Genomic DNA, 19054 nt, shown 5'->3' with positions numbered 1-19054 from the left:
AACCCGTGACAATAATTGCGTGATGACGACGGCCGGGCGGGACTTATTTCCCGCCCGGTCAGGCCATTATTTGACGCGTTTTTGAGCCTCTTTTATCAAACCATCGAGGGCGGCGCCCGGCGCCGAGAATTTACGGGCGACAATCATGGCGGCGATAATATAGGGCTTCCAGCTCGCCTCTTTATAAGTGGCGATCCGGTATTTCTCGAATACCCCTTCACTCACTTCCCCTTCCTTGCAGGAGACACCGGAAATATCCGCCGGCAGGCAGTGCATATAGAGCGCCTCGCCCCCCTTGGTGAGGGCCATCATCTCTTCGGTGCAGTGCCAATCCTTGTGCTTGGCGTTCTGTGCCAGGCAATGCTGCTCCAGCTCTTTGAGGCCAGCGTGATCGTTGGCCCGCAGCAGCTCGGTGCGCTGCTCCATCACCTGATAGGGCGCCCAGGACTTGGGATAGACGATGTCGGCATCCTTGAAGGCCTCTTCCATGGAGGTGACCTGGCGGAAACTGCCGCCGGAGGCCTTGGCATTCTCCTTGGCCACCTCGATCACGTCCGGGATCAGGTCATATCCCTCTGGGTGGGCCAGGGTCACGTCCATGCCAAAGCGGGTCATCAGGCCGATGATGCCCTGCGGCACGGAGAGCGGCTTGCCGTAGCTCGGCGAGTAGGCCCAGGTCATGGCAATCTTCTTGCCCTTGAGGTTCTCGAGGCTACCGAAGTGCTCCTGCAACCAGGCGAGATCAGCCATGGACTGGGTCGGGTGATCAATGTCGCACTGCAGGTTGACCAGCGCCGGGCGCTGGGGCAGCACGCCCTTCTCGAACCCCTCGTCGAGCGCCGCGCCCACTTCACGCATGTAGGCGTTGCCGGCCCCCAGGTACATGTCGTCGCGAATGCCGATGGCATCGGCGCAGAAGGAGATCATGTTGGCGGTTTCACGGACCGTCTCGCCGTGGGCAATCTGGGACTTGCCCTCGTCCAGATCCTGCTGGGTCAGACCGAGCAGGTTGAGGGCGGAGGCGTAGGAGAAACGGGTACGGGTGGAGTTGTCACGAAACACCGAGATGCCAAGGCCGGTATTGAACAGCTTGGTGGCGATGTTTTCGGCGCGCAGTCCCTTGAGGGCCTCGGCCAGTTTGAGCACCAGCGCCAGCTCCTGAGGGGTCTGCTCCCAGGTCAGCAGGAAGTCTTTTTCATGCAGGTTGGACTTGAGTTCATTGATCTCTTTGATTAACTGGTTCACTGCTTTCATCGTTAGCCCCAATCTGTTGATGAGAAATGCATTGCTCCCCTTCCACTCACAGGTCACCGAAACAAGGGCCATTGGGTGAGTTCATCGGTCAGCGTCAAATAAGGGCAATCAATAAGCGTGCCAACGCATAAATAAGCGGGAAATAACCAGAAAATTCGTCTTGAATGTGAGCCGGCGCACAGCCTGAGGCTATATGCGCCCCGCCAAGGCAGGTGAGATAGCTTATTTTCAAGCGGATGGCTGCACGCCACAGAAATAGCGCGAGAATAGTGCAAGAAGAGACGAAGCCGGCCCTGATAATTATCAGTCCGGCTATCACCAGAGCCTGCCAATTGATAGAAAGCGGGACCATATTCTCATAATGATAACGCCGCGATTGTCGGTCGCGGCGCGGTCAAGCGGGGCCGTCAGGCGACCCGAAGCGGGCTCAGGCCTGCACGGCTATCTCGTACTTCTTGATCTTGCGATAGAGGGTGGCGATGCCGATCCCGAGTGCCTGGGCGGCCAGCTTCTTGTTGCCAAGACGCAGCAGGGTCTCCTCTATCATCTGCTTTTCCATGTTCTCCAGCCCGTTTTCGCCAAGTGGCAGCGCCAACCCGCGCTCGACCTGGCCGGCAGCCGGCTCTGGCAGGCTTGCCTCTGGCGATGACCAGGGCGTCCCGCTAGCCGATGCCGGGTTGCCAGCGGCAGGGCTAAGCCCAGCATCGGTCAGCACGCCATGGGAATAAGGGTCGGGCGAGAGCGGCATGCGCGCGATCTGCGCCGTGCTGCGTGACGGTTCGTCCGCCCCACTGCGCTGGTTGCGCAGAATATTGGGGGGCAGCAGGATGCTCTCGATCACCTCCCCCGCCTGCACCACGTTCACCAGGTACTCGATGAGGTTGCTGAGCTCGCGCACGTTGCCGGGCCAGCGGTAGCCCTCCAGCAGAGCCATCACCTCCGGGCTCAGTCCCGGATACAGCAGGCCGATGCGGCTGGTGTGCAGGTTGAGGAAGTAGTGGGTCAGCAGCGCCACGTCCCCCTCCCGCTCGCGCAGGGGCGGCAGGTGGATGGGAATGACGTTGAGGCGATAGAAGAGATCCTCGCGAAACTTGCCCTCGGCGATGTACTGCTCCAGATGCTGATGGGTCGCGGCTATGATGCGAATGTCCACCGGCACCGGCCGGCTGGCGCCGATGGGGGTCACCTCCCGCAGCTCCAACACCCGCAGCAGCTTGGCCTGCATGGTGAGCGGCATGTCCCCTATCTCGTCGAGAAACAGAGTGCCCTGCTGGGCGGCCTGGATCAGCCCCTGCTTGCCGGTGCTGGAGGCCCCGGTGAAGGCCCCCTTCACGTAGCCGAACAGCTCGCTCTCGAGCAGCTGCTCGGGGATGGCGGCGCAGTTGATGGCGATGAAGGGCTTGTCGCGGCGCGGGCTGAGCCGGTGGATGGCGCGGGCCACCACCTCCTTGCCGGTGCCGCTCTCGCCGCACACCAGCACGCTGGAGGGGCTCAGGGCGATGCGATGGAGCAGCTTTTTCAGGGCTCGCATCGGCTTGCTCTCCCCGATCAGCATGCTGACTCCCTCATCAGGCTCCAGCGGCTGGCTCGGCGTGCCGTGGGACTGGTGAAACGCCATCAGAAACAGCTGCTGGCCCTGCACGTGGTGCAGCTGGCCGATGATCAGCTCCTGACGATCCCCCAGGGTGACGATGTGCTGCAGGTGGCCGGTCAACCCCTGCTGGGCAAAGGTGAGCGGTCGCAGCCCAATCTCGCAGCCCAGCAGCGCCTCCTGCTGGCAGTTGAGCTGCTTGAGCGCTACCTCGTTGGCGTAGAGCACCTGACTCTTCTCGTCGAGCAGCAGGCAGCCCTGATCCATGTGGTTCATCAGGCTCAGAAAGACCTTGTTGACCCCGTCCGACAGGCCGCGCGAGTCGAGCAGCTTGGCCACGAAGATGCTGGAGATGTGCTGCACATAGTCGCACACCTCCTGCAGGTTGTTGTTGAGGCGGGCCTGCTGCTCCGGGTTGAAGGCCACCAGGCTGATCACCCCGATGCAGTTCTCCTCCACCATGATGGGTACCCCGAGAAAGGCCCGCTCCCGGCAGCTCTCCTTGCAGCTGCACCCCTCGCAGACCGGATCCTCGCTGGTGTGGGTGACGATCTTCTCGCGCTGATGCTCGATGACGTAGCGCAACAGGCGGGAGTCCCCCTCCAGCTGGCGACCGAAGAACTTGCCGTAAGGACCGGTTCCCGCCACCCGCACCATGTTGGCGTCCACGATTTCCACTTCCAGTTGCAGCACGCTGGCCAGCATCTTGGCAAAGCGCAAAATGGTGGGCTGGATCTGCATCAACAAACATTGGTTACTGACGGACATCATGTTGTAAATCCCCTGGCTCCCACCCCGGGTGGGATTCATGCTGGCCAGATATTATGCCAATTCGATGGCAGCGACTTCGCCGAGGATCACGAAAAGGGAACTTGCACCCGCCCCGCAACCGGGAGTGAGAGCTGGCGCAGGCTGGCCATTCTGGTCAATCTTGAGGGTCTGGTGGTCGTAATCGATCAGGATGTCTTGCCCAAGGGCTTTGCCACGGGCAATCAGGGCTGCAGCGATCTGCCAGTCCAGTTGCCAATGGCCACTCGCCATATCGACCGGACGGCCATCATGAGCCTTGAACGGGCCAACCGGCAGCAGCTGGTACCAGCCATCGCCTTGGGGGGTGAGCTGCGCATCGAGCACCGCCAGCCACTCCCCGCTGACGGGGTTGGCTTGGAGGATGACCACGAAGGGCGCTGAGTATGGGGTCTTGGATATGTTCATGCCGCCATAGTGCGGCGGCATGAAGGGGGATGGGGTTTATAGTGGGTTACTTCAATAACCTATAGCTTAGGTTGTTAACCCTACTATTTATTATCAACTGGCTGCAATATTGTTTCCGAAAAAATCAGAGCAGTACCTTACACCGTGTTCCAGTTAAACTATTTACGATATTCACTGTGCAAATAGCTTCCCCATCAAGTCACCAAAACCCCAGACTATAGTTCCTACAAACCCAATTAAAAATTGCGTTCTACGAACATCGGAAAAAATCTTTCTTTCGAGAACCAAGTTTATATTAGTCATTCTTTGTGCATGTTCTTTTTTTGTAATCTGATCGATTTCATCTTCAGATTCATTGCCGGTCAGACCATACATATGTGGTTGACGAAGAACCTGCATTTTCACAATTTCTTCAGTGAGAGCAGCTGAAAAATAAATTATTTTATCTATATATTTTTGAACTACCCCAGATGCTTCAATTAACAAAGAAACGATTACAATCAATGCCCCAAATCTGGCAAACCACATCCAATCCGCACTCGTGTAGCTTAAAAAGCCGCCTGCCAATAAAATAATAAAAACAATAAACCAAGTAATTAAAAAATATAAACGAGGTATTTTTAAAGAGTCCAAAAATGACTTTGGCAATTTCTGATAATACAAGTTACTCTCCACATCTATTTGTTAACATGAAATTTCATCAGGCATAATATGTACCTACACGGCAAGCCGATTATGTAAGACCTGAGCTTACGGTCTTTTTTGTAACAAAAAAACGTCAACTTCTCAATAGACTTTTAGTTCTTCTGCACTATAGCGAAAAGTTAAATAAAACTACCTTCACTGATGAAGAAAACCCGACGAGAGTTAAATATTTTAAAATAACTAGAACAATTCCGCCTGAATTCGTTTCCTCATCAGCTGTCGTTGTTCAGCCACCACCGCATAAGTCTGCGGCACTGAGAGGCCGTGCTTGCGCGCAAGCTGGTCGATATTACGGCCATTGAACTCGTCCCAGATGGCACGGTCGCACAGCGCTGCCTTGAGATGATCCCCGGTGGAGATGTAGTAGGCACGGCCGCCCATATATAGTGGCCTGTACCAGCGCCAGCTTTCGGGCCTGAGCCTTGGCCTGCTCGGGCCCCATCCCCCCTCTAACCAATTCGCAGGATAGCACATCCACTAGCTCGCTCAGGGCTTTGGGCCATTTGGCCGTCAGTTTGGAGGCCGGGATCTAGTCGAGGCGATCGACCTGCTGCCCCAGCGAGGCGTGATCATCAGCAAAGAGATCCTGATTCTGTTCCATGACTCCCCCGGCAAAATAAAAAAAGCGGTGCGCCGATTAGAACACAGGCCACTTTACGCGCACATTTTTTAGCGCATACTGAGTCCCTTAACTCTCTCTCCAACAAGATTCATGGAAAGGTCTTTGAACTATGAGCCGACGGTACTATCGACGGAGAAACCAGTCACTTATCACCGGCACCGCCAACACTATGCTGATGAGTTCCTGGTGGGGTGCTCTACTGCTGGGACTGATCGGATATGGGCTTTTCTACTGGCTACTACCCGCATGGATCATCAGCAAGATTCAAGAAATCCCTCAGCTCACAACCGGTTTGGATATCCGCACCATGGCCTTCCAAGCTGTTGCGCGCAGACTACATTGGTCTGAGTTCATTGGAATGGCATTCCTATGGTTAGGTCTCCTGATTGCAGGTATCAAGCTGTTGGCAACGGAACTGGAACCGAGCCAACACCATTCAGGGCTGCTCGGTTTTCTAGCTCGCTTGCTGGCGCGGTGGAGTGACTAGGATTCTGCTGGCCCCTGTTTCACCCATCAGATAAAATCCTCCTTCAATCAGCAGGTTAATGGGGTAAGCGATGAAGGTATTTCTGAGTTGGTCGGGAGAACGCAGCAGATTGGTGGCCACCTTGCTGGATGAGTGGCTGCGTTGCGTATTGCAGGCGATCCGCCCGTGGATTTCGACCAAAGACATTGATCGTGGAGCTCTCTGGTTTAATGAAATTCAGGATCAGCTGCAAGATACTACTACCGGTATTATTTGTCTGACCCAAGAAAACAAGGAAAGACCTTGGATACTTTTTGAGGCGGGTGCGCTTGCCAAGGGACTATCCACTTCTCGAGTCTGTACCCTACTTGTAGATCTAAAACCCAGCGATATCAAAGACCCACTTGCTCAGCTAAATCATACCCTACCCGATCGGGAGAACATGTTTGAACTCGTTCGAACTCTCAACAACAGATTGGCGAATCACGCATTGGACCCCCGGATTCTGGAAACAGTATTCAATACCTATTGGATGCAGTTTGAACAAGATTTCAAAGTTATTCTAGAGCGAACAAAAAACCCTGAAAATCCAATTCCACGCACTGATCAAGATCTTTTAGGCGAAATACTGGACATCACCAGATCCCTAAATAGCAGGGTTAACCATATAGAAAAATTTACAGCATTAAGAACACATATTGCTCCGCCCCCTCCACCGCCACATGTGTCCTCAAAGAGGACTGAGTTTAACATGACTGATGCTGACATATGGATGTCTTACAAGTCAGGAAAATCGGTTTCAGAAATATGTGAAATGTTCGATTTAACCCATCAAAGGGTTCAAGAGGCCATCAATAAGTCTTCGTTTCCTAATATTAGTACGGCTACCTAAATATCACTCTAGCAGGACCGTAGGTTCGATTAGCGAAGCGTAATCGGACTTTCGTGGTAGCAACAAAAAGGACGCCCTCAGGCGTCCTTTTTGTTGCTGAACACGATCAACTACCCAGATGCAGGGCCAGCCAGACTGCCAGCGGGATCACCAGGACCGAGAGCGCATTGCCGCCGAGCACGATGCTGGCCACCTTCTCGGGCTGGCACTGGTACTGCTCGCACAGCATGTAGTTGAGCACCGCCGGGGGCAACGCCACCGACAGCATCAGCAGCGGGATCCAGGCCGGCTGCAGCGGCAGCAGCCAGACCGCCAGACCCAGGGAGATGCCACCGGCCAGCAGATAGAGCAGGTTGCACTTGAGGGCGAGCCCCAGGTGATCCAGCTCCCCTTCCATCAGCCGGATGCCGAGGGCAAACAGCATCAGCGGCACCGATATCTGGCCGAGCAGAGAGGCGCTGGTCACCAGGTATTCGGGCAGCGGGATGTGCAGATTGGCCACCAGCAGGCCGGCGAGGGCGGCCCACAACACAGGGCTTTTCAGCCAGAGCCAGCGGGAGGTGTTGGCCGAGAGGATGAACATGCCCACCGAGAAGTGGAGCAGGTTGGAGAGCACGAACAGTATGATGATGGCGCCCAGCTGCTGCTCGCCGAAGGCCAGCACCATCAGCGGAATGCCGAGGTTGCCGGTGTTGCGAAACATGGCGGGCAGGATCAGGGCCGGTCGGCTGATGCTGCGAAGCCTGAGCAGGGAGAGCAGCAGCCCCGGCAGCAGGATCACCAGGGCCCCCGCCGCGATGAGCGAGAGGTGGGCCATCAGATCCAGCGGGTATTTGACCAGCGCCGAGAATACCAGCGCCGGGGTGAACAACTCGATATTGGCCCGGTTGACGTAACCCAGCACACCGCCCGGACGCAACCGGCCGTAGAGGGCGCCAAGCCCCACCACCGCAAACACCGGAATGACGATATTGAGCAGCGCGCTGAACATGGGCGAGTCCTTTACAGTTCGCGGGCGGGGGTTCCCATCAGCAGCACGGGATCCAGGGTCACTTCTTGGCGGCCGTTGCTCACCCAGAGCTGGCCGTCGGAGATGGTGCAGGTGAGTTGCATGGTACGCTCCACCATTTCGGTCAGCGGCAGGGTCTGGCTGTCGGAGAGCTCAATCACGGTGAGGTTGTCGTGCAGACCGAGTTTGCCCTGGTTCTGCTTCCACCAGACGCTGGTGCCACGGCCGCCGTAGAGGTAGAGCACCACATGACGGGAGCGGTTGCACGCCTTCTTGAGACGGCGCTCGTCAGGCTGACCGAGTTCGATCCAGAGTTCAATCTCGTCGGAATAGTTCTTGCGCCAGAGTTCCGGCTCGTCATCGGCAGAGAGGCCCTTGGTGAACTCCAGTCGCTCGGCGGCGTGCCAGGCGAAGGCCGCCAGCCGGATCATCATCCGCTCGTCGGTCTCGGAGGGGTGACGGGCCAGGGTGAGAGAGAAGTCCTGATACAGATTGCGATCCATGTCGGACAGGCTGAGCTGAGCCTTGAATACGGTTGCCTTGAGAGCCATAGAAAACCTTGAATACCTTGGGAAGCGGGCCGAAACGAAAAACTGCGCGCCAGTGTAATCAAAATCGGCGGCCGGTTCGACCTCAAGCAGCACACATTTGGCCCCTGGAGCGCAGATAACTGCCTGCCAAGGCTCAAAAAACAAATGCCAGTCCGAAGACTGGCATTTGGCGGTATGAACGAAAGAAGCGGATCACTTCTCGGCGGACTTGACCCCGAAGGCATTGAGCAGCAGGCAGCAGGTCACTGCCACCGCCACAAACCCGCTCAGGAAGATAAAGGGCATGGCCCCGTATCCCAATACAGTCCAGATGGTTTGTTCAAGCAGACTCATTATGTGTCCTTCATCCAGTGAAATGGGTGTCCCTTTCGTGACGGGGTTATCCCCCCGTTCCTGATGATGCTATTTGACCCCAACCAGCGCCTGAGTCCTATGCCACCAAAGTAATAAATAGGGGGCTAGTTTGAGTTGGATCAACAATTTATCCCTTGCCGAGGGAAAATATGGACGGGATTCAACCAGTTGTCAGCCTGCGGCCCCCGCATTTTCCATCCAGGCGCCAAAAAGAAGGAGGCGGCCCCGGGGTCGCCTCCTTGTCGGTTGGTCTGTTGCCGCGAGCGGCGCACCCTCAATAGAAGCGCTGCTGCTCCGCCGCCATCGCCTTGAGGCGATCGCAGGGGGCGAAGCGGTCACCGTAGCGCTTCTGGTAGTGCTCAAGGCGCCCCACCAAGTGCTCGATGCCGAGGCTGTCCATGTAGCGGAACGGGCCACCCAGGAACGGCGGAAAGCCGATGCCGAAGATGGCGCCGATGTCGCCATCGCGAGCCGAGGCCACCACGCCGCTGTCCAGCGCCATGGCCGCTTCGTTGAGCATCATCAGCACGCAGCGCTCGGCCAGCTCCGCCTTGGCCAGCTTGGCCTGGGGCGAGATGCCGAGCACACCGTAGACGCTCTCGTCCACCGTCTTCTTGCCCTCTTTGCCGGTGAGCTTGCTGCGCGGGGCCGCCTTGCCGTAGAGGTAGAAGCCCTTGCCGTTCTTGCGCCCCTTGCGATCGTTTTGCAACAGCTTGTCAAAGGCCGCCGGGGCCTGGAACTGCTCGCCCCCCAGCTCTTTTTCGAGGATCGGGGAGATCTTGGCACCCACGTCGATCCCCACCTCGTCCAGCAAGGTGATGGGACCCACCGGGAAGCCGAAATCGAGCAGGGCGCCGTCCAGCACCTCCACCGGCTCCCCTTCCAGCACCAGGCGCGCCGCCTCGTTCATGTAGGGCGCCAGGATGCGGTTGACATAGAAGCCCGCCTCGTCCTTGACCACGATGGGGGTCTTGCCCTGAGCGCGGGCAAAGGCCAGGGTGGTGGCGACCGTCTCGGCACTGGTGCCGGCGTGGGGGATGATCTCCGCCAGCGGCATCTTGTCCACCGGGCTGAAGTAGTGCAGCCCCACCACCCGCTCCGGGTGCGCCGCCGCCGAGGCGATCTGGTGGATAGGCAGAGAGGAGGTGTTGGAGGCAAACACGGTGTGCTCGCCGCACTCGCGCTCCACGTCCTTCACCATCTGGTGCTTGAGGGAAAGATCTTCAAACACCGCCTCCACCACCATGTCGACCCGGTGGAAACCGGAGTAGTCGAGGGTGCCGGTGAGCAGGCTCATCTGCTTCTCAAGCTCACTGCGCAGCAGTTGGCGACGCTTGAGCTTCTTGGCCAGGATGTCGTAGCTGTAGCGCATGGCATTGCCGATACCGCTGCTGGCCACGTCCTTGATCCGCACCGGCACGCCCGCCTTGGTGGCGGTGACGAAGGCGATACCGCCCCCCATCAGACCGCCACCCAGCACGGCGGCATGACCCACCTTGCGCGGTTCGGCCCCCTGATAGGTGACCTCCTTCTTCATCTCTGTGGTGGCAAAGAAGATGGAGCGCAGGGCGGCGGATTCGCTGGTCATCACCAGCTCGCCAAAGTGGCGGGATTCGGCAGCAAGGCCTGCCTGCATCCCCTCTTCCACCCCGATGCGCACCACTTCCAGGATCAGATCCGGGGCCGGATAGTTGCCGCGGGTCTTCGCCTTCACCCCCTTGCGGGCCTGATCGAACAGCACCTTGCGGCCCAGCTTGTTGGTCTCCAGCAGCTTGCCCTGCAGATCCCGCTTGAGCTCATGACGGGGCTTGCCCTTCTTGGCCAACTTGATGGCGGCATCCAGCAGAATGGAGGGCGGCACCACGTCGTCCACCAGCCCCAGTTTCTTGGCCTGCTTGGCCCGCACCTGCTTGCCGGTCAGCATCAGGTCGAGCGCCTTGGCCACCCCGATGAGGCGCGGCAGACGCTGGGTCCCGCCGGAGCCCGGCAGCAAGCCCAGTTGCACTTCGGGCAGGCCGAGTACCGTCTTGCCGTGATCGGTGACCACCCGGCCATGGCAGGCCAATGCCAGCTCCAGCCCGCCGCCGAGGCAGGGGCCGTGAATGGCGGCGATCACCGGAATGGGCAGCGACTCGATCTCGGCGAAGATAACCTGCCCTTCCCGCGACAGCGTCTCGGCATCCTTGGCGCTGGTACAGGCTGCCAGCATGCTGATGTCGGCGCCGGCGATGAAGGAGTCCTTCTTGCCGGAGACCACCACCAGGCCGATCAGCTCTTTATTGGCTTTCACCTCGGCCAGCACCGCGCGGATCTCCTCCACGAAGGCGGCCTTCAGGGTATTCATGCTCTCGCCCGGCACATCCATGGTGAGAATGCCAATGCCATCCTGGCGCACTGCCAGGGAAAAAGTCTTCTCGCTCATCACTCTACCTCCAACACCATGGCCACGCCGAGACCGCCCGCCGCACAGGCGGTGTTAAGCCCCAATCCCCCACCCCGGCGCCGCAGCTCGTGCAAGGTCTGGGTGATCATGCGCGCACCGGTCGCGGCAAAGGGGTGACCAAAGGCCAGGGAGCCACCGAGGACGTTGAACTTGTCCATGTCCACCTCGCCGATGACCTGATCGCGGCCCAGCTTGCTCTGGGCAAACTCTTTGCTGGCAAACATCTTGAGGTTGGCCAGGGTCTGGGCGGCAAAGGCCTCGTGCATGTCGATCAGGGTGAGATCGCTGAGCGTGATGCCGGCGCGGTCCAGCGCCAGCGGGGTGGCGTAGGAGGGGCCCATCAGCATGTCCTGCCACACGTCGATGGCAGAAAACGCGAAACTGCGGATATAGCCGAGCGGCTCGAGGCCAAGCTCTTTGGCCCGCCCTTCGCGCATCAGCAACACGGCGGCGGCGCCGTCGGTGAGCGGGGTGGCGTTGGCGGCAGTGACGGAGCCGTGTACCCGGTCAAACACCGGCTTGAGCTTGGCGTAGCTCGCCAGATCCGAGCTTTCGCGGATGTTGTTGTCTCGCTCCAGCGGCGCCTTGTAGGGCGGCACGTGGGCGGTAAACACCTCGCCACTGAGCTTGCCATCGGCCCAGGCCTGCGCGGCCAGGGTGTGGGAGCGGTGCGCCAGCGCATCTTGCGCCTCGCGGCTGATCTGGTGGCTCTTGGCCATCTGCTCGGCGGTCTGCCCCATGGAGAGACCGGTGGAGTACTCAGCCACGGCGGGCGGCACCGGCAGCAGATCCTTGACCCGCAACTGACGCAGGATATTGAAACGCTGCTGCAGATTGCGCGCCTTGTTGAGATCCACCAGGGTGCGAGCCAGCTTCTTGCTCACCCCGATGGGCAGCACGGACGAGGAGTCGGCGCCGCCGGCGATGGCGATGTCCACCGTGCCGGCCATGATGGATTCGGTGACGTTGGCAACGGCCTGGAAACTGGTAGCGCAGGCGCGCGACACGCTATAGGCATCGGTGCTGACGCTCATGCCGGTGCCGAGCACGATCTCGCGGGCAATGTTGGGGGCTTCCGGCATCTGTACCACCTGGCCGAACACCAGCTGGTCGATGAGCTTGGGATCGAGATCGGTGCGAGCGAGCATCTCGCTCACCACCAGTTTGCCCAGATCCACCGCAGGCACGCCGTGAAAGGCGGTGGCCTGCTTGGCAAAGGGAGTGCGCAAACCCGCCACGACGGCAATCCGTTCGCCCTGGCGAGTCGTCAGTTTCAATGGCTCTTTCATCCTGGCTCCTTGGTTAAACGAGAAGACTAAAGGGAGAGGTCTGACCTCATTGCGCCACATCTTAACAATCCACTCACAAATTTCATACGGCTGATTGAAACTAAATTGCCGCCATCTTGGCCCCCTCCCTCGCCCTTGTACGCCAACTGGAGTATAAAAAGATCAACTTCTATGAAAACAACGGGTTTATTGCATGGCAGCGGCCGAGTTCAGAGCGCTTGGAGACTATCTGGGTAGTCAAATTCTGGGACAGGGCCCCCTCATCGAGGGGCTGCTGATCGCCCTGTTATGTGAAGGACATGTGTTGATCGAGGGCGCCCCCGGTCTTGCCAAGACCCGGGCCGTCAAGGCGCTGGCCGGCGCGGTGGAGGGGCGCTTTGCCCGCATCCAGTTCACCCCCGACCTGCTGCCTGCCGATCTCACCGGCAGCGAGGTGTTTCATCCCCAGGATGCCAGCTTCGTGTTTCAGCCCGGCCCCCTCTTCAACCACCTGGTGCTGGCGGACGAGATCAACCGGGCGCCGGCCAAGGTCCAGTCCGCCCTCTTGGAGGCGATGGCCGAGCATCAGATCACCGTGGGCAAGAAGAGCTGGCGCCTGCCGCCGCTCTTTATGGTGGCCGCCACGCAAAACCCCATAGAACAGGAGGGGACCTATCCCCTGCCGGAGGCCCAGCTCGATCGCTTCTTGCTCAAGCTGCTGGTGGACTACCCTAGCCCCGCCATGGAGCTGGCCATCCTCCAGCTCAACGCCCGCGGCGACACCCTGCCGACGCCGCCGCTCACCCTGAGCCAGGCCGATCTGCTGGCGGCCCGCAGCGCGGTGCAGGCGGTGCAGATGCAGGGGCGCCTCGAGCACTACCTGGTGCAGCTGGTCTGTGCCACCCGGCCGGGCAGCGGCCTGTGTCCGGAACTCGAACCCCTGGTCGCGGTGGGCGCCAGCCCCAGGGCTAGCATAGGTTTGGCCAGAGCGGCTCGCGCCAGGGCCTGGCTGGCCGGACGGGATTTCGTGCTGCCCGAAGACATTCAGCAGCTGGCACCGGCCGTGCTGCGCCATCGCCTCATCCCCAGTTATCAGGCGCTGGCGGACAACCTCGACAACGAGGCGCTCATCACCCTGCTGCTGGACGCGATCCCATGCCCCTGAGCCCGCTCGTTTCCTCTGTGCGGGCCCTGTTGCCATGACGAACGTCGCCGATCCCCTCGCCCATCCCGATATCGCCCTGCCGCTCGCCAGACTGCTGGCGATCAGGCTGTGGGCCCGGCAGGGGCCGCGCTCGCGCATTCAACCGGTGGCGCAAGGCCGGCTTGGTCGCACGCCGGGGCTCACCTTTCGCGAGCTGCGCGCCTATCAGGCCGGTGACGAGGTGCGCCATATCGACTGGCGGGTGACCGCCCGCCTTGGTCGTCCCTATACCCGGCTCTACAGCGAAGAGCAGGATCAGGCCCACTGGCTGCTGCTCGATCTCTCTCCGGCCATGTACTTCGGCTCTTGCCACCAGCTCAAGGCGCGCCTGGGTTGCGAGCTGGCCGCCGCCCTGCTCTGGCAAGGGGAAAAGCAGGCCAATACCCTGATCTGCCACGGTGTGGAGCCGCATCTGCAACACCAGCGCGGCCCCCTAGTGCCCTTGCTGGAGGCCCTCTGCCACCACTACCGGCTGGGGTTGGCGCGCACGCCGCCCCCCCACGCCCTGGCCCATACCCTGGCCCGGCTCAACCTGCCCCACGGTGCCAGACTGACTCTCATCACCGATCACAGCCCTCTCGACGAGGCACTCTGCCGCCAGTTGCAACTGCTCGGCCGGCGCCACGACCTGCATTGCTGGCAAATTCGGGATCCACTGGAGGCAGCCCTGCCGGCCCAGGGCCGCCTGGCAGTGCGCGCCGGCCAGCAGAGTGGCTGGCTCGAGGCTGGCGAACCGGGGTTCGCCTGGCGCTATCAAGAGGCTGCCGAACAGCTGGCCCGCCAGAGCCATCAGCAACTGCTGCCGCTGGTGCAGCGCCTCTACCGGCTCGACAACGGCCAGCCGCTGCAACGCCAGTGGCAGGAGGGGGCATGCCGTCAATTCTGAACTGGCTCGCCAGCGCCGTGCCGGGCAGCAGCGTCCACACTTCCCCGCTGGCGGCCCAGCTGCGCGACATTCACCCCGGCCCGCCGCTGCAGCTGGCCTCTGATCCCCGCCTGCTGGGCTGGTGGTGGCTGCTGATCGCGCTGCTGGTCGGCGCCATGATCATCCTCGGCGTGCAGAGCCTGCTGCGTTATCACCGCTGGCGGCGACAGCTCGACTGGCAGTCCCCCGACCTGGTGCCCCAGCTGCAGGCCGTGTTGCGCGAGGCCGTGCTGCCCCGCTGGCCCGAGGCGGCCGTATTGCAGGGCGCGCCCTGGCTCGCCTTTCTCGATTCTCTGGGGCTCAATTCTTTGGGGGGCAGCCGCTTTCGCGAGCTGGCCCCGCACTGGTCTGCCTGGCTCTACGGCGGTCAAAGCCCGGATGCGCAGCAGCGCCAGGCGCTGCGCCGGGCCTACCTCGCATGGGGACGCAGCTGCATCAGCCCGCCAGCCTGGTTGCTGGACCTGCGCACTCGCCGGCGGCGGGCCCGCACCAGCGACGCGCACGCCGGGAGACGGCCATGATCCTCGCCTGGCCCTGGTTTGCCCTGGCGCTGGTGTTGCCGCTGCTGGTGCGCTTTGGTCTGCCGCCCCGCCCCCGCGGCGCACATGATCCTGGCGTATTGACCCATGCCGGCTTTCCCCTGCTGCGCCCCCATGCCGGCCAGCCCCTGTGGCGAATGGCACTGTGCTGGTGCGCCCTGGTGCTGGCGCTCTGCCGCCCCCAGTGGCAGGAGCCGCCTCAGGTAAGCTATCAGAGCAGCCGGGATCTCATCCTGGCGGTGGATCTTTCCGACAGCATGCGCACTCAGGACATGCTGGATGAAGGGGAGCAAAAAGACCGGCTCAGCGCGGTGCGCCAGCAGATAGACAGGCTCATCGCCGCCCGCCCCGGCGATCGTATCGCCCTCATCGTGTTCGCCGATCACGCCTACCTGCTCTCGCCCCTGACCCAGGAGACCAACGCCCTGCTCGGCCTGACCCGCGAGCTCGATTTCGAGCTGGTGGGACGCACCACCGCCCTCGGCGAAGCCATCCTGCTTGCGCGCCAGCACAAGGCCCCCAATCGCTCTACTGCCCTGTTGCTGGTCACCGACGGACGCAACACCGCCGGCAGCGCCGATCCCCTGCGCGAGGCCAAGCAGGCCGCCGCCGCAGGCATTCGCCTCTATACCCTGGGGGTGGGCGCTGATCCGGATACCTTTGCCGAGGCGATGGCCCCCACGCAGGCCCCGGCCCAGAGCGACCCCAGCGCCGAGCTGGACGAAGCCCTCTTGCAGCAGCTGGCCGAGGTGGGCCATGGCCGCTACTTTCGGGCGCGCACCCAGGGGGATCTCGAGGCCATCAATCAGGCGCTGGACACCCTGGAGCCCGTCGCCACCGCGCAGACCCGCTATCGCCCCAACCAGGAGCTCTACCCCTGGCCGCTGACGCTGGCCTGGCTGCTGCTAAGCTGGCCCGCCCGGTTGCGCTGGCCGCGGCGGCTGAGCCGCAAAACCACTGTGCCTGACAGACCGTCCCGAGGCGCCCCATGATGGAGCTCACTCTGCTGCGCCCGCTCTGGTTGCTGGCCCTGCTGCCCTGGCTGTGGCAGGGATGGCGCCGTCGTCGCCAGGCCCCGCTGCTGGCCCCCGCCATGCAGGCCTATCTGCTGCCGGGGCAGCGGCGCCACTTTCCCTGGCTCTGGCTGGCCTGCCTGCCGCTGATCCTGGCCTTGAGCGGCCCGGCCCTGCGCCAGCAGAGTCAGAGCACTCCGAGCCCGGCCCTCGACATCTGGCTGCTGGATCTCTCCCGCTCCATGCTGGCCACCGATCTGCTGCCGGACCGGGCCACCCGGGTGCGGGTGTTGCTGCAGGATCTGCTGGCTGACCGAGCGCAGCAGGAAGCGGCCCATCCCATCGCTCTCATCCTGTTTGCCGGGGATGCCTACCTCGCCATGCCGCCGACTCGGGATCACCAGGCCCTCGCCCTGCTGCTGCCCGACCTGCGCCCGGCCATCATGCCAAGGCAAGGCAGCGCGCCCGAGCGTGCGGTGACGCTGGCGCTCAAGCAGATCCCCGTCGGCCAGCAGGCCCGCCTGCTGTTGATCACCGACGACCTGACCGCCCGTCAGGCTGAGCGGATCAAGGCGGTGTGGCCCTGCCAGGGCAGCCTCTTTTGCCACGCCCAGGTACAAGCGCGCCTCGACGTCTTGCTGGTCAACAGCGGCCAGGCCAGTCGCCTGCCCGCCACCCTAGGCGGTGGCTTCGGCCGTGCCCTGCCGGCCCCCGACGTGGCAACCCTGCAACAGCTGACCGGCGATCTCGGCGGTCAACTGCAGTGGCTGCAACAGGGGGCGCCACGCTTTGCCCCCCTGCCCATGAGCCAGAGCACAGGTACGCACCAGGCCATGGATCTCGGCCCCTGGCTGCTGCTGCCCCTGCTGCCGCTGGCGCTGCTGGCTCGTATCGGCACCCTCTGGCTGGTGCTGGTGGGGGCGCTGCTGCTGACGCCACCCTCTCTGCAGGCCAATCCGGCGGTTGCCAACCCTCCCCCGGTCGGGGACAACCTGGCCTGGCAGGCCTTCTTGCAGAAGCGCTATCAGGAGGCCGCCCGCGCCTTTGCGGATCCCGTCTGGCAGGGCAATGCCTGGTATCGGGCAGGCGACTATGCCAAGGCGGCGGCCGCCTATGGCCGGGCCAGTACCGCCACAGCCCATTACAACCGGGGCAATGCCCTGGTGCAGCTCGGTCAGCTGGCGGCGGCCGAGCAGGCCTATCTGGCGGCGCTGACGCTGGAACCCAGCCATCAGGATGCGCGCTACAACCTGACCTTGCTGCGCGCCCAGCCGCCCGAGGCAACCCCACAGGCGCAGGATCCCAAGCCCATCGATGCCCCCGAGCAGGCCGCCGCCCCGGATGCCCCCCTGCCTCCGTCGCCTCCCGTCCTGCTGCTGGAGCAGCGGCTGCGCAAGGAAGATCAGCGCAGGCGCCAGCAGGAGAGCGATCGCGGCCTCGCCCCTGGCACATTGAAGGGAGAGGATCCTTGGTGAGCCGCCTCTTCGCCCCTGGCCATACCCTGTGCCTGTTGCTGCTCTGGCTGATGACGGCGCAGGTTTTTGCCGCCCCGCCCCGGGCCGAGCTGCTGCCGGGGGCCGATCGCCGCGACTGGTTGCTGATCATCGAAGCGGACGGCGAGCGCCAGAGCAGTGAGCTTGCCATCACCCCTCTGCTGCGCCAGTTTGCGGTGGGCAAGGTGACCATGAGCCGGGTCAGTACCCCGCAGCAGAGCCTGACTCGCTGGCAGATCCCCCTGCACCTGCTGGATACCAGCCCGCAGCAGGTGCCGGCCCTGCCACTGGGGGCGGAGCAGACTCCGTCCATCCCCTTTCCACCACGCAGCGAAGCCGGCAACCTGGCGCCAGCGCCTGCCATCTCCCCCATCGAACTGCAGGCCCGGGTGCTGCAACAGGGGCCGCTCTACCCCGGCCAGCCGTTTGTCTATCAGCTCAGCCTCTGGCTGCCGGCCAACATGGAGGCCCCCAACCTCACCGAGCCGACCAGCGATGCCTTCACCATTCGCCGCCTCGGCAACGATCAGTGGCAACCACCGGCAAGCCCCGGCCTGCCCGGCCGTCTGACCCGCAGCTGGCTGCTGCAGGCCAAAGAGGTGGGGCGCCATCCGCTGGAATCTCCCCGATTTCAGGGGCGCCTGCCGCAGGATGACGGTGGCAGTGATCCGCTCTCGGCCCGGGCGGCCACCCTGTTCGTGCAGATCGACGAGCCCCCGCTGCAACCGGTGGCGAGCCAGCTCACCCTGAGCCAGCGGCTGGATCCGCCCACGGCGGCCAGAGCGGGTGAGCCGGTGATCCGCACCCTGACCCTCACCCTGGAGGGGGGGGATGGCAATCGCCTCAATCTGGCACGCCTGATCGGCTCATCCGGCCTGCCCGCCGGCATCCGGGCCAGACCGGATGGGGAGCAGCAGCAGGAGCGCTATCTCGCCAAGGGGACGCTGCGCTTCGAGCGCGAGTGGCGCCAGGCCTTGACCGTGGACGAACCCGGTGACTACCTGCTGCCCGCCATCGAGCTGGCCTGGTTCAACACCCAACGCGGGCGCATCGAATATGCTCGGCTGCCCGCCACGCCCCTGCACATCGCCGCAAGCACGCAGGCGCAGCCGGTGCAGGATGGGCCGAACGACGAGAGCCTGCTGTGGGTGATCTGGGCCCTGCTGCTGCGGGCCTGCTGGCGCCACGGGCCGCGCTGGTACGCCTTCTATCGCCTGCAACAGGCGCTGTGTCGGGCCGATGCCGAGCAGGCCCGGGCCCGCTTGCTGGCGTGGGCCAGCCTGCGCTGGTCACTGCCCCATCCCCGCCTCGATGCCCTGCCCTGTCGCCGCGATCCCGTCCTGGCGCCCCACTTCGCCGCCCTGGAACGAGCCTGTTTTGCCGCCGCGTCCCCTGCTGAAAGCCACCCGCCAACCTGGACGGACTTTTCCAGCGCCCTATGCGGCCACGAAACTTTTGCGATAGCCTATGGCCTCAGGCAACTGGCCAGGATCGGTTGATCCTGGCCTTC

At 62.2% G+C, this 19054-nt stretch carries 18 protein-coding genes; 8 read left to right on the top strand and 10 right to left on the bottom strand.

Going from position 1 to position 19054, the window contains the following annotated elements; genetic code table 11:
• Nucleotides 1-66: 66 nt before the first annotated feature.
• The 5 genes from ygeW to ACB032_RS05345 all read right to left on the bottom strand — a co-directional run bounded on the left by ygeW (nt 67) and on the right by ACB032_RS05345 (nt 5146).
• The gene (ygeW, locus tag ACB032_RS05365) at nt 67-1254 is read right to left on the bottom strand and encodes a knotted carbamoyltransferase YgeW (RefSeq protein WP_324016653.1); all 1188 of its coding nucleotides are present in this window, start codon (nt 1252-1254) and stop codon (nt 67-69) included.
• Nucleotides 1255-1681: 427 nt separating this feature from the next.
• Nucleotides 1682-3616, bottom strand: a complete 1935-nt coding sequence (locus ACB032_RS05360; RefSeq protein ID WP_371137513.1) for a sigma 54-interacting transcriptional regulator — start codon at nt 3614-3616, stop codon at nt 1682-1684.
• Between the two features lie 51 nt (nt 3617-3667).
• On the bottom strand, nt 3668-4024 hold the full coding sequence (locus tag ACB032_RS05355) for a phage protease (RefSeq protein WP_371137512.1): 357 nt from the start codon (nt 4022-4024) through the stop codon (nt 3668-3670).
• Nucleotides 4025-4231: 207 nt separating this feature from the next.
• A complete protein-coding gene (locus ACB032_RS05350; protein ID WP_029302950.1) occupies nt 4232-4723 on the bottom strand; it encodes a hypothetical protein in 492 nt (163 codons plus the stop codon).
• Nucleotides 4724-4945: 222 nt separating this feature from the next.
• Entirely contained in the window at nt 4946-5146 is a 201-nt protein-coding gene (locus ACB032_RS05345) for a Mor transcription activator family protein (protein ID WP_230581446.1), read from the bottom strand.
• Nucleotides 5147-5496: 350 nt separating this feature from the next.
• On the opposite strand from ACB032_RS05345, the gene ACB032_RS05340 reads away from it, so the two are divergent.
• Together ACB032_RS05340 and ACB032_RS05335 are read left to right on the top strand one after the other, a co-directional pair.
• A complete protein-coding gene (locus ACB032_RS05340) occupies nt 5497-5874 on the top strand; it encodes a hypothetical protein (RefSeq protein WP_029302949.1) in 378 nt (125 codons plus the stop codon).
• Between the two features lie 70 nt (nt 5875-5944).
• Nucleotides 5945-6745 carry a toll/interleukin-1 receptor domain-containing protein gene (locus ACB032_RS05335; protein ID WP_371137511.1) on the top strand — a complete coding sequence of 267 codons (801 nt, stop codon included), beginning with the start codon at nt 5945-5947 and terminating at the stop codon, nt 6743-6745.
• 106 nt (nt 6746-6851) lie between these two features.
• Here the strand turns inward: ACB032_RS05335 and ACB032_RS05330 are convergent, their stop codons facing one another.
• The 5 genes from ACB032_RS05330 to fadI all read right to left on the bottom strand — a co-directional run bounded on the left by ACB032_RS05330 (nt 6852) and on the right by fadI (nt 12391).
• A complete protein-coding gene (locus ACB032_RS05330) occupies nt 6852-7736 on the bottom strand; it encodes an AEC family transporter (RefSeq protein WP_371137510.1) in 885 nt (294 codons plus the stop codon).
• A gap of 11 nt (nt 7737-7747) precedes the next feature.
• Complete coding sequence (locus tag ACB032_RS05325; RefSeq protein ID WP_016350817.1) at nt 7748-8305, bottom strand: YaeQ family protein; 558 nt, start codon at nt 8303-8305, stop codon at nt 7748-7750.
• A 192-nt stretch (nt 8306-8497) separates the two neighbouring features.
• On the bottom strand, nt 8498-8638 hold the full coding sequence (locus ACB032_RS05320) for a TIGR02808 family protein (RefSeq protein WP_005301193.1): 141 nt from the start codon (nt 8636-8638) through the stop codon (nt 8498-8500).
• Between the two features lie 295 nt (nt 8639-8933).
• A complete protein-coding gene (gene fadJ, locus ACB032_RS05315; RefSeq protein WP_043162545.1) occupies nt 8934-11081 on the bottom strand; it encodes a fatty acid oxidation complex subunit alpha FadJ in 2148 nt (715 codons plus the stop codon).
• Nucleotides 11081-12391: an acetyl-CoA C-acyltransferase FadI gene (gene fadI / locus ACB032_RS05310; protein ID WP_371137509.1), complete on the bottom strand. Its 1311-nt coding sequence runs from the start codon at nt 12389-12391 to the stop codon at nt 11081-11083. Before fadI ends, fadJ begins: the two co-directional genes overlap by 1 nt.
• Before the next feature lie 193 nt (nt 12392-12584).
• Between fadI and ACB032_RS05305 the strand changes: the two genes are divergently transcribed.
• From ACB032_RS05305 to ACB032_RS05280, 6 genes are read left to right on the top strand one after another with little or no spacing between them, the layout of a single operon-like run.
• The gene (locus tag ACB032_RS05305; RefSeq protein ID WP_029302946.1) at nt 12585-13535 is read left to right on the top strand and encodes a MoxR family ATPase; all 951 of its coding nucleotides are present in this window, start codon (nt 12585-12587) and stop codon (nt 13533-13535) included.
• A 34-nt stretch (nt 13536-13569) separates the two neighbouring features.
• Nucleotides 13570-14460 (top strand): DUF58 domain-containing protein, encoded by an 891-nt coding sequence (locus ACB032_RS05300; protein ID WP_371137508.1) that lies wholly within the window; start codon nt 13570-13572, stop codon nt 14458-14460.
• Complete coding sequence (locus ACB032_RS05295) at nt 14445-15020, top strand: DUF4381 domain-containing protein (protein WP_371137507.1); 576 nt, start codon at nt 14445-14447, stop codon at nt 15018-15020. The genes ACB032_RS05300 and ACB032_RS05295 overlap by 16 nt, the downstream gene beginning before the upstream one ends.
• Complete coding sequence (locus ACB032_RS05290) at nt 15017-16030, top strand: VWA domain-containing protein (RefSeq protein ID WP_166463733.1); 1014 nt, start codon at nt 15017-15019, stop codon at nt 16028-16030. Before ACB032_RS05295 ends, ACB032_RS05290 begins: the two co-directional genes overlap by 4 nt.
• Entirely contained in the window at nt 16030-17526 is a 1497-nt protein-coding gene (locus ACB032_RS05285; protein ID WP_371137603.1) for a tetratricopeptide repeat protein, read from the top strand. Before ACB032_RS05290 ends, ACB032_RS05285 begins: the two co-directional genes overlap by 1 nt.
• Nucleotides 17523-19043: a hypothetical protein gene (locus ACB032_RS05280; protein ID WP_371137506.1), complete on the top strand. Its 1521-nt coding sequence runs from the start codon at nt 17523-17525 to the stop codon at nt 19041-19043. Before ACB032_RS05285 ends, ACB032_RS05280 begins: the two co-directional genes overlap by 4 nt.
• The last annotated feature ends 11 nt before the right edge of the window (nt 19044-19054 follow it).

Origin of the sequence: Aeromonas sp. S5(2024), assembly GCF_041403025.1 — a bacterium.
Lineage (GTDB): Bacteria > Pseudomonadota > Gammaproteobacteria > Enterobacterales > Aeromonadaceae > Aeromonas > Aeromonas hydrophila.
The sequence above is the reverse complement of the archived record's forward strand: the minus strand, read 5'-3'. Positions and strand labels throughout refer to the sequence as shown.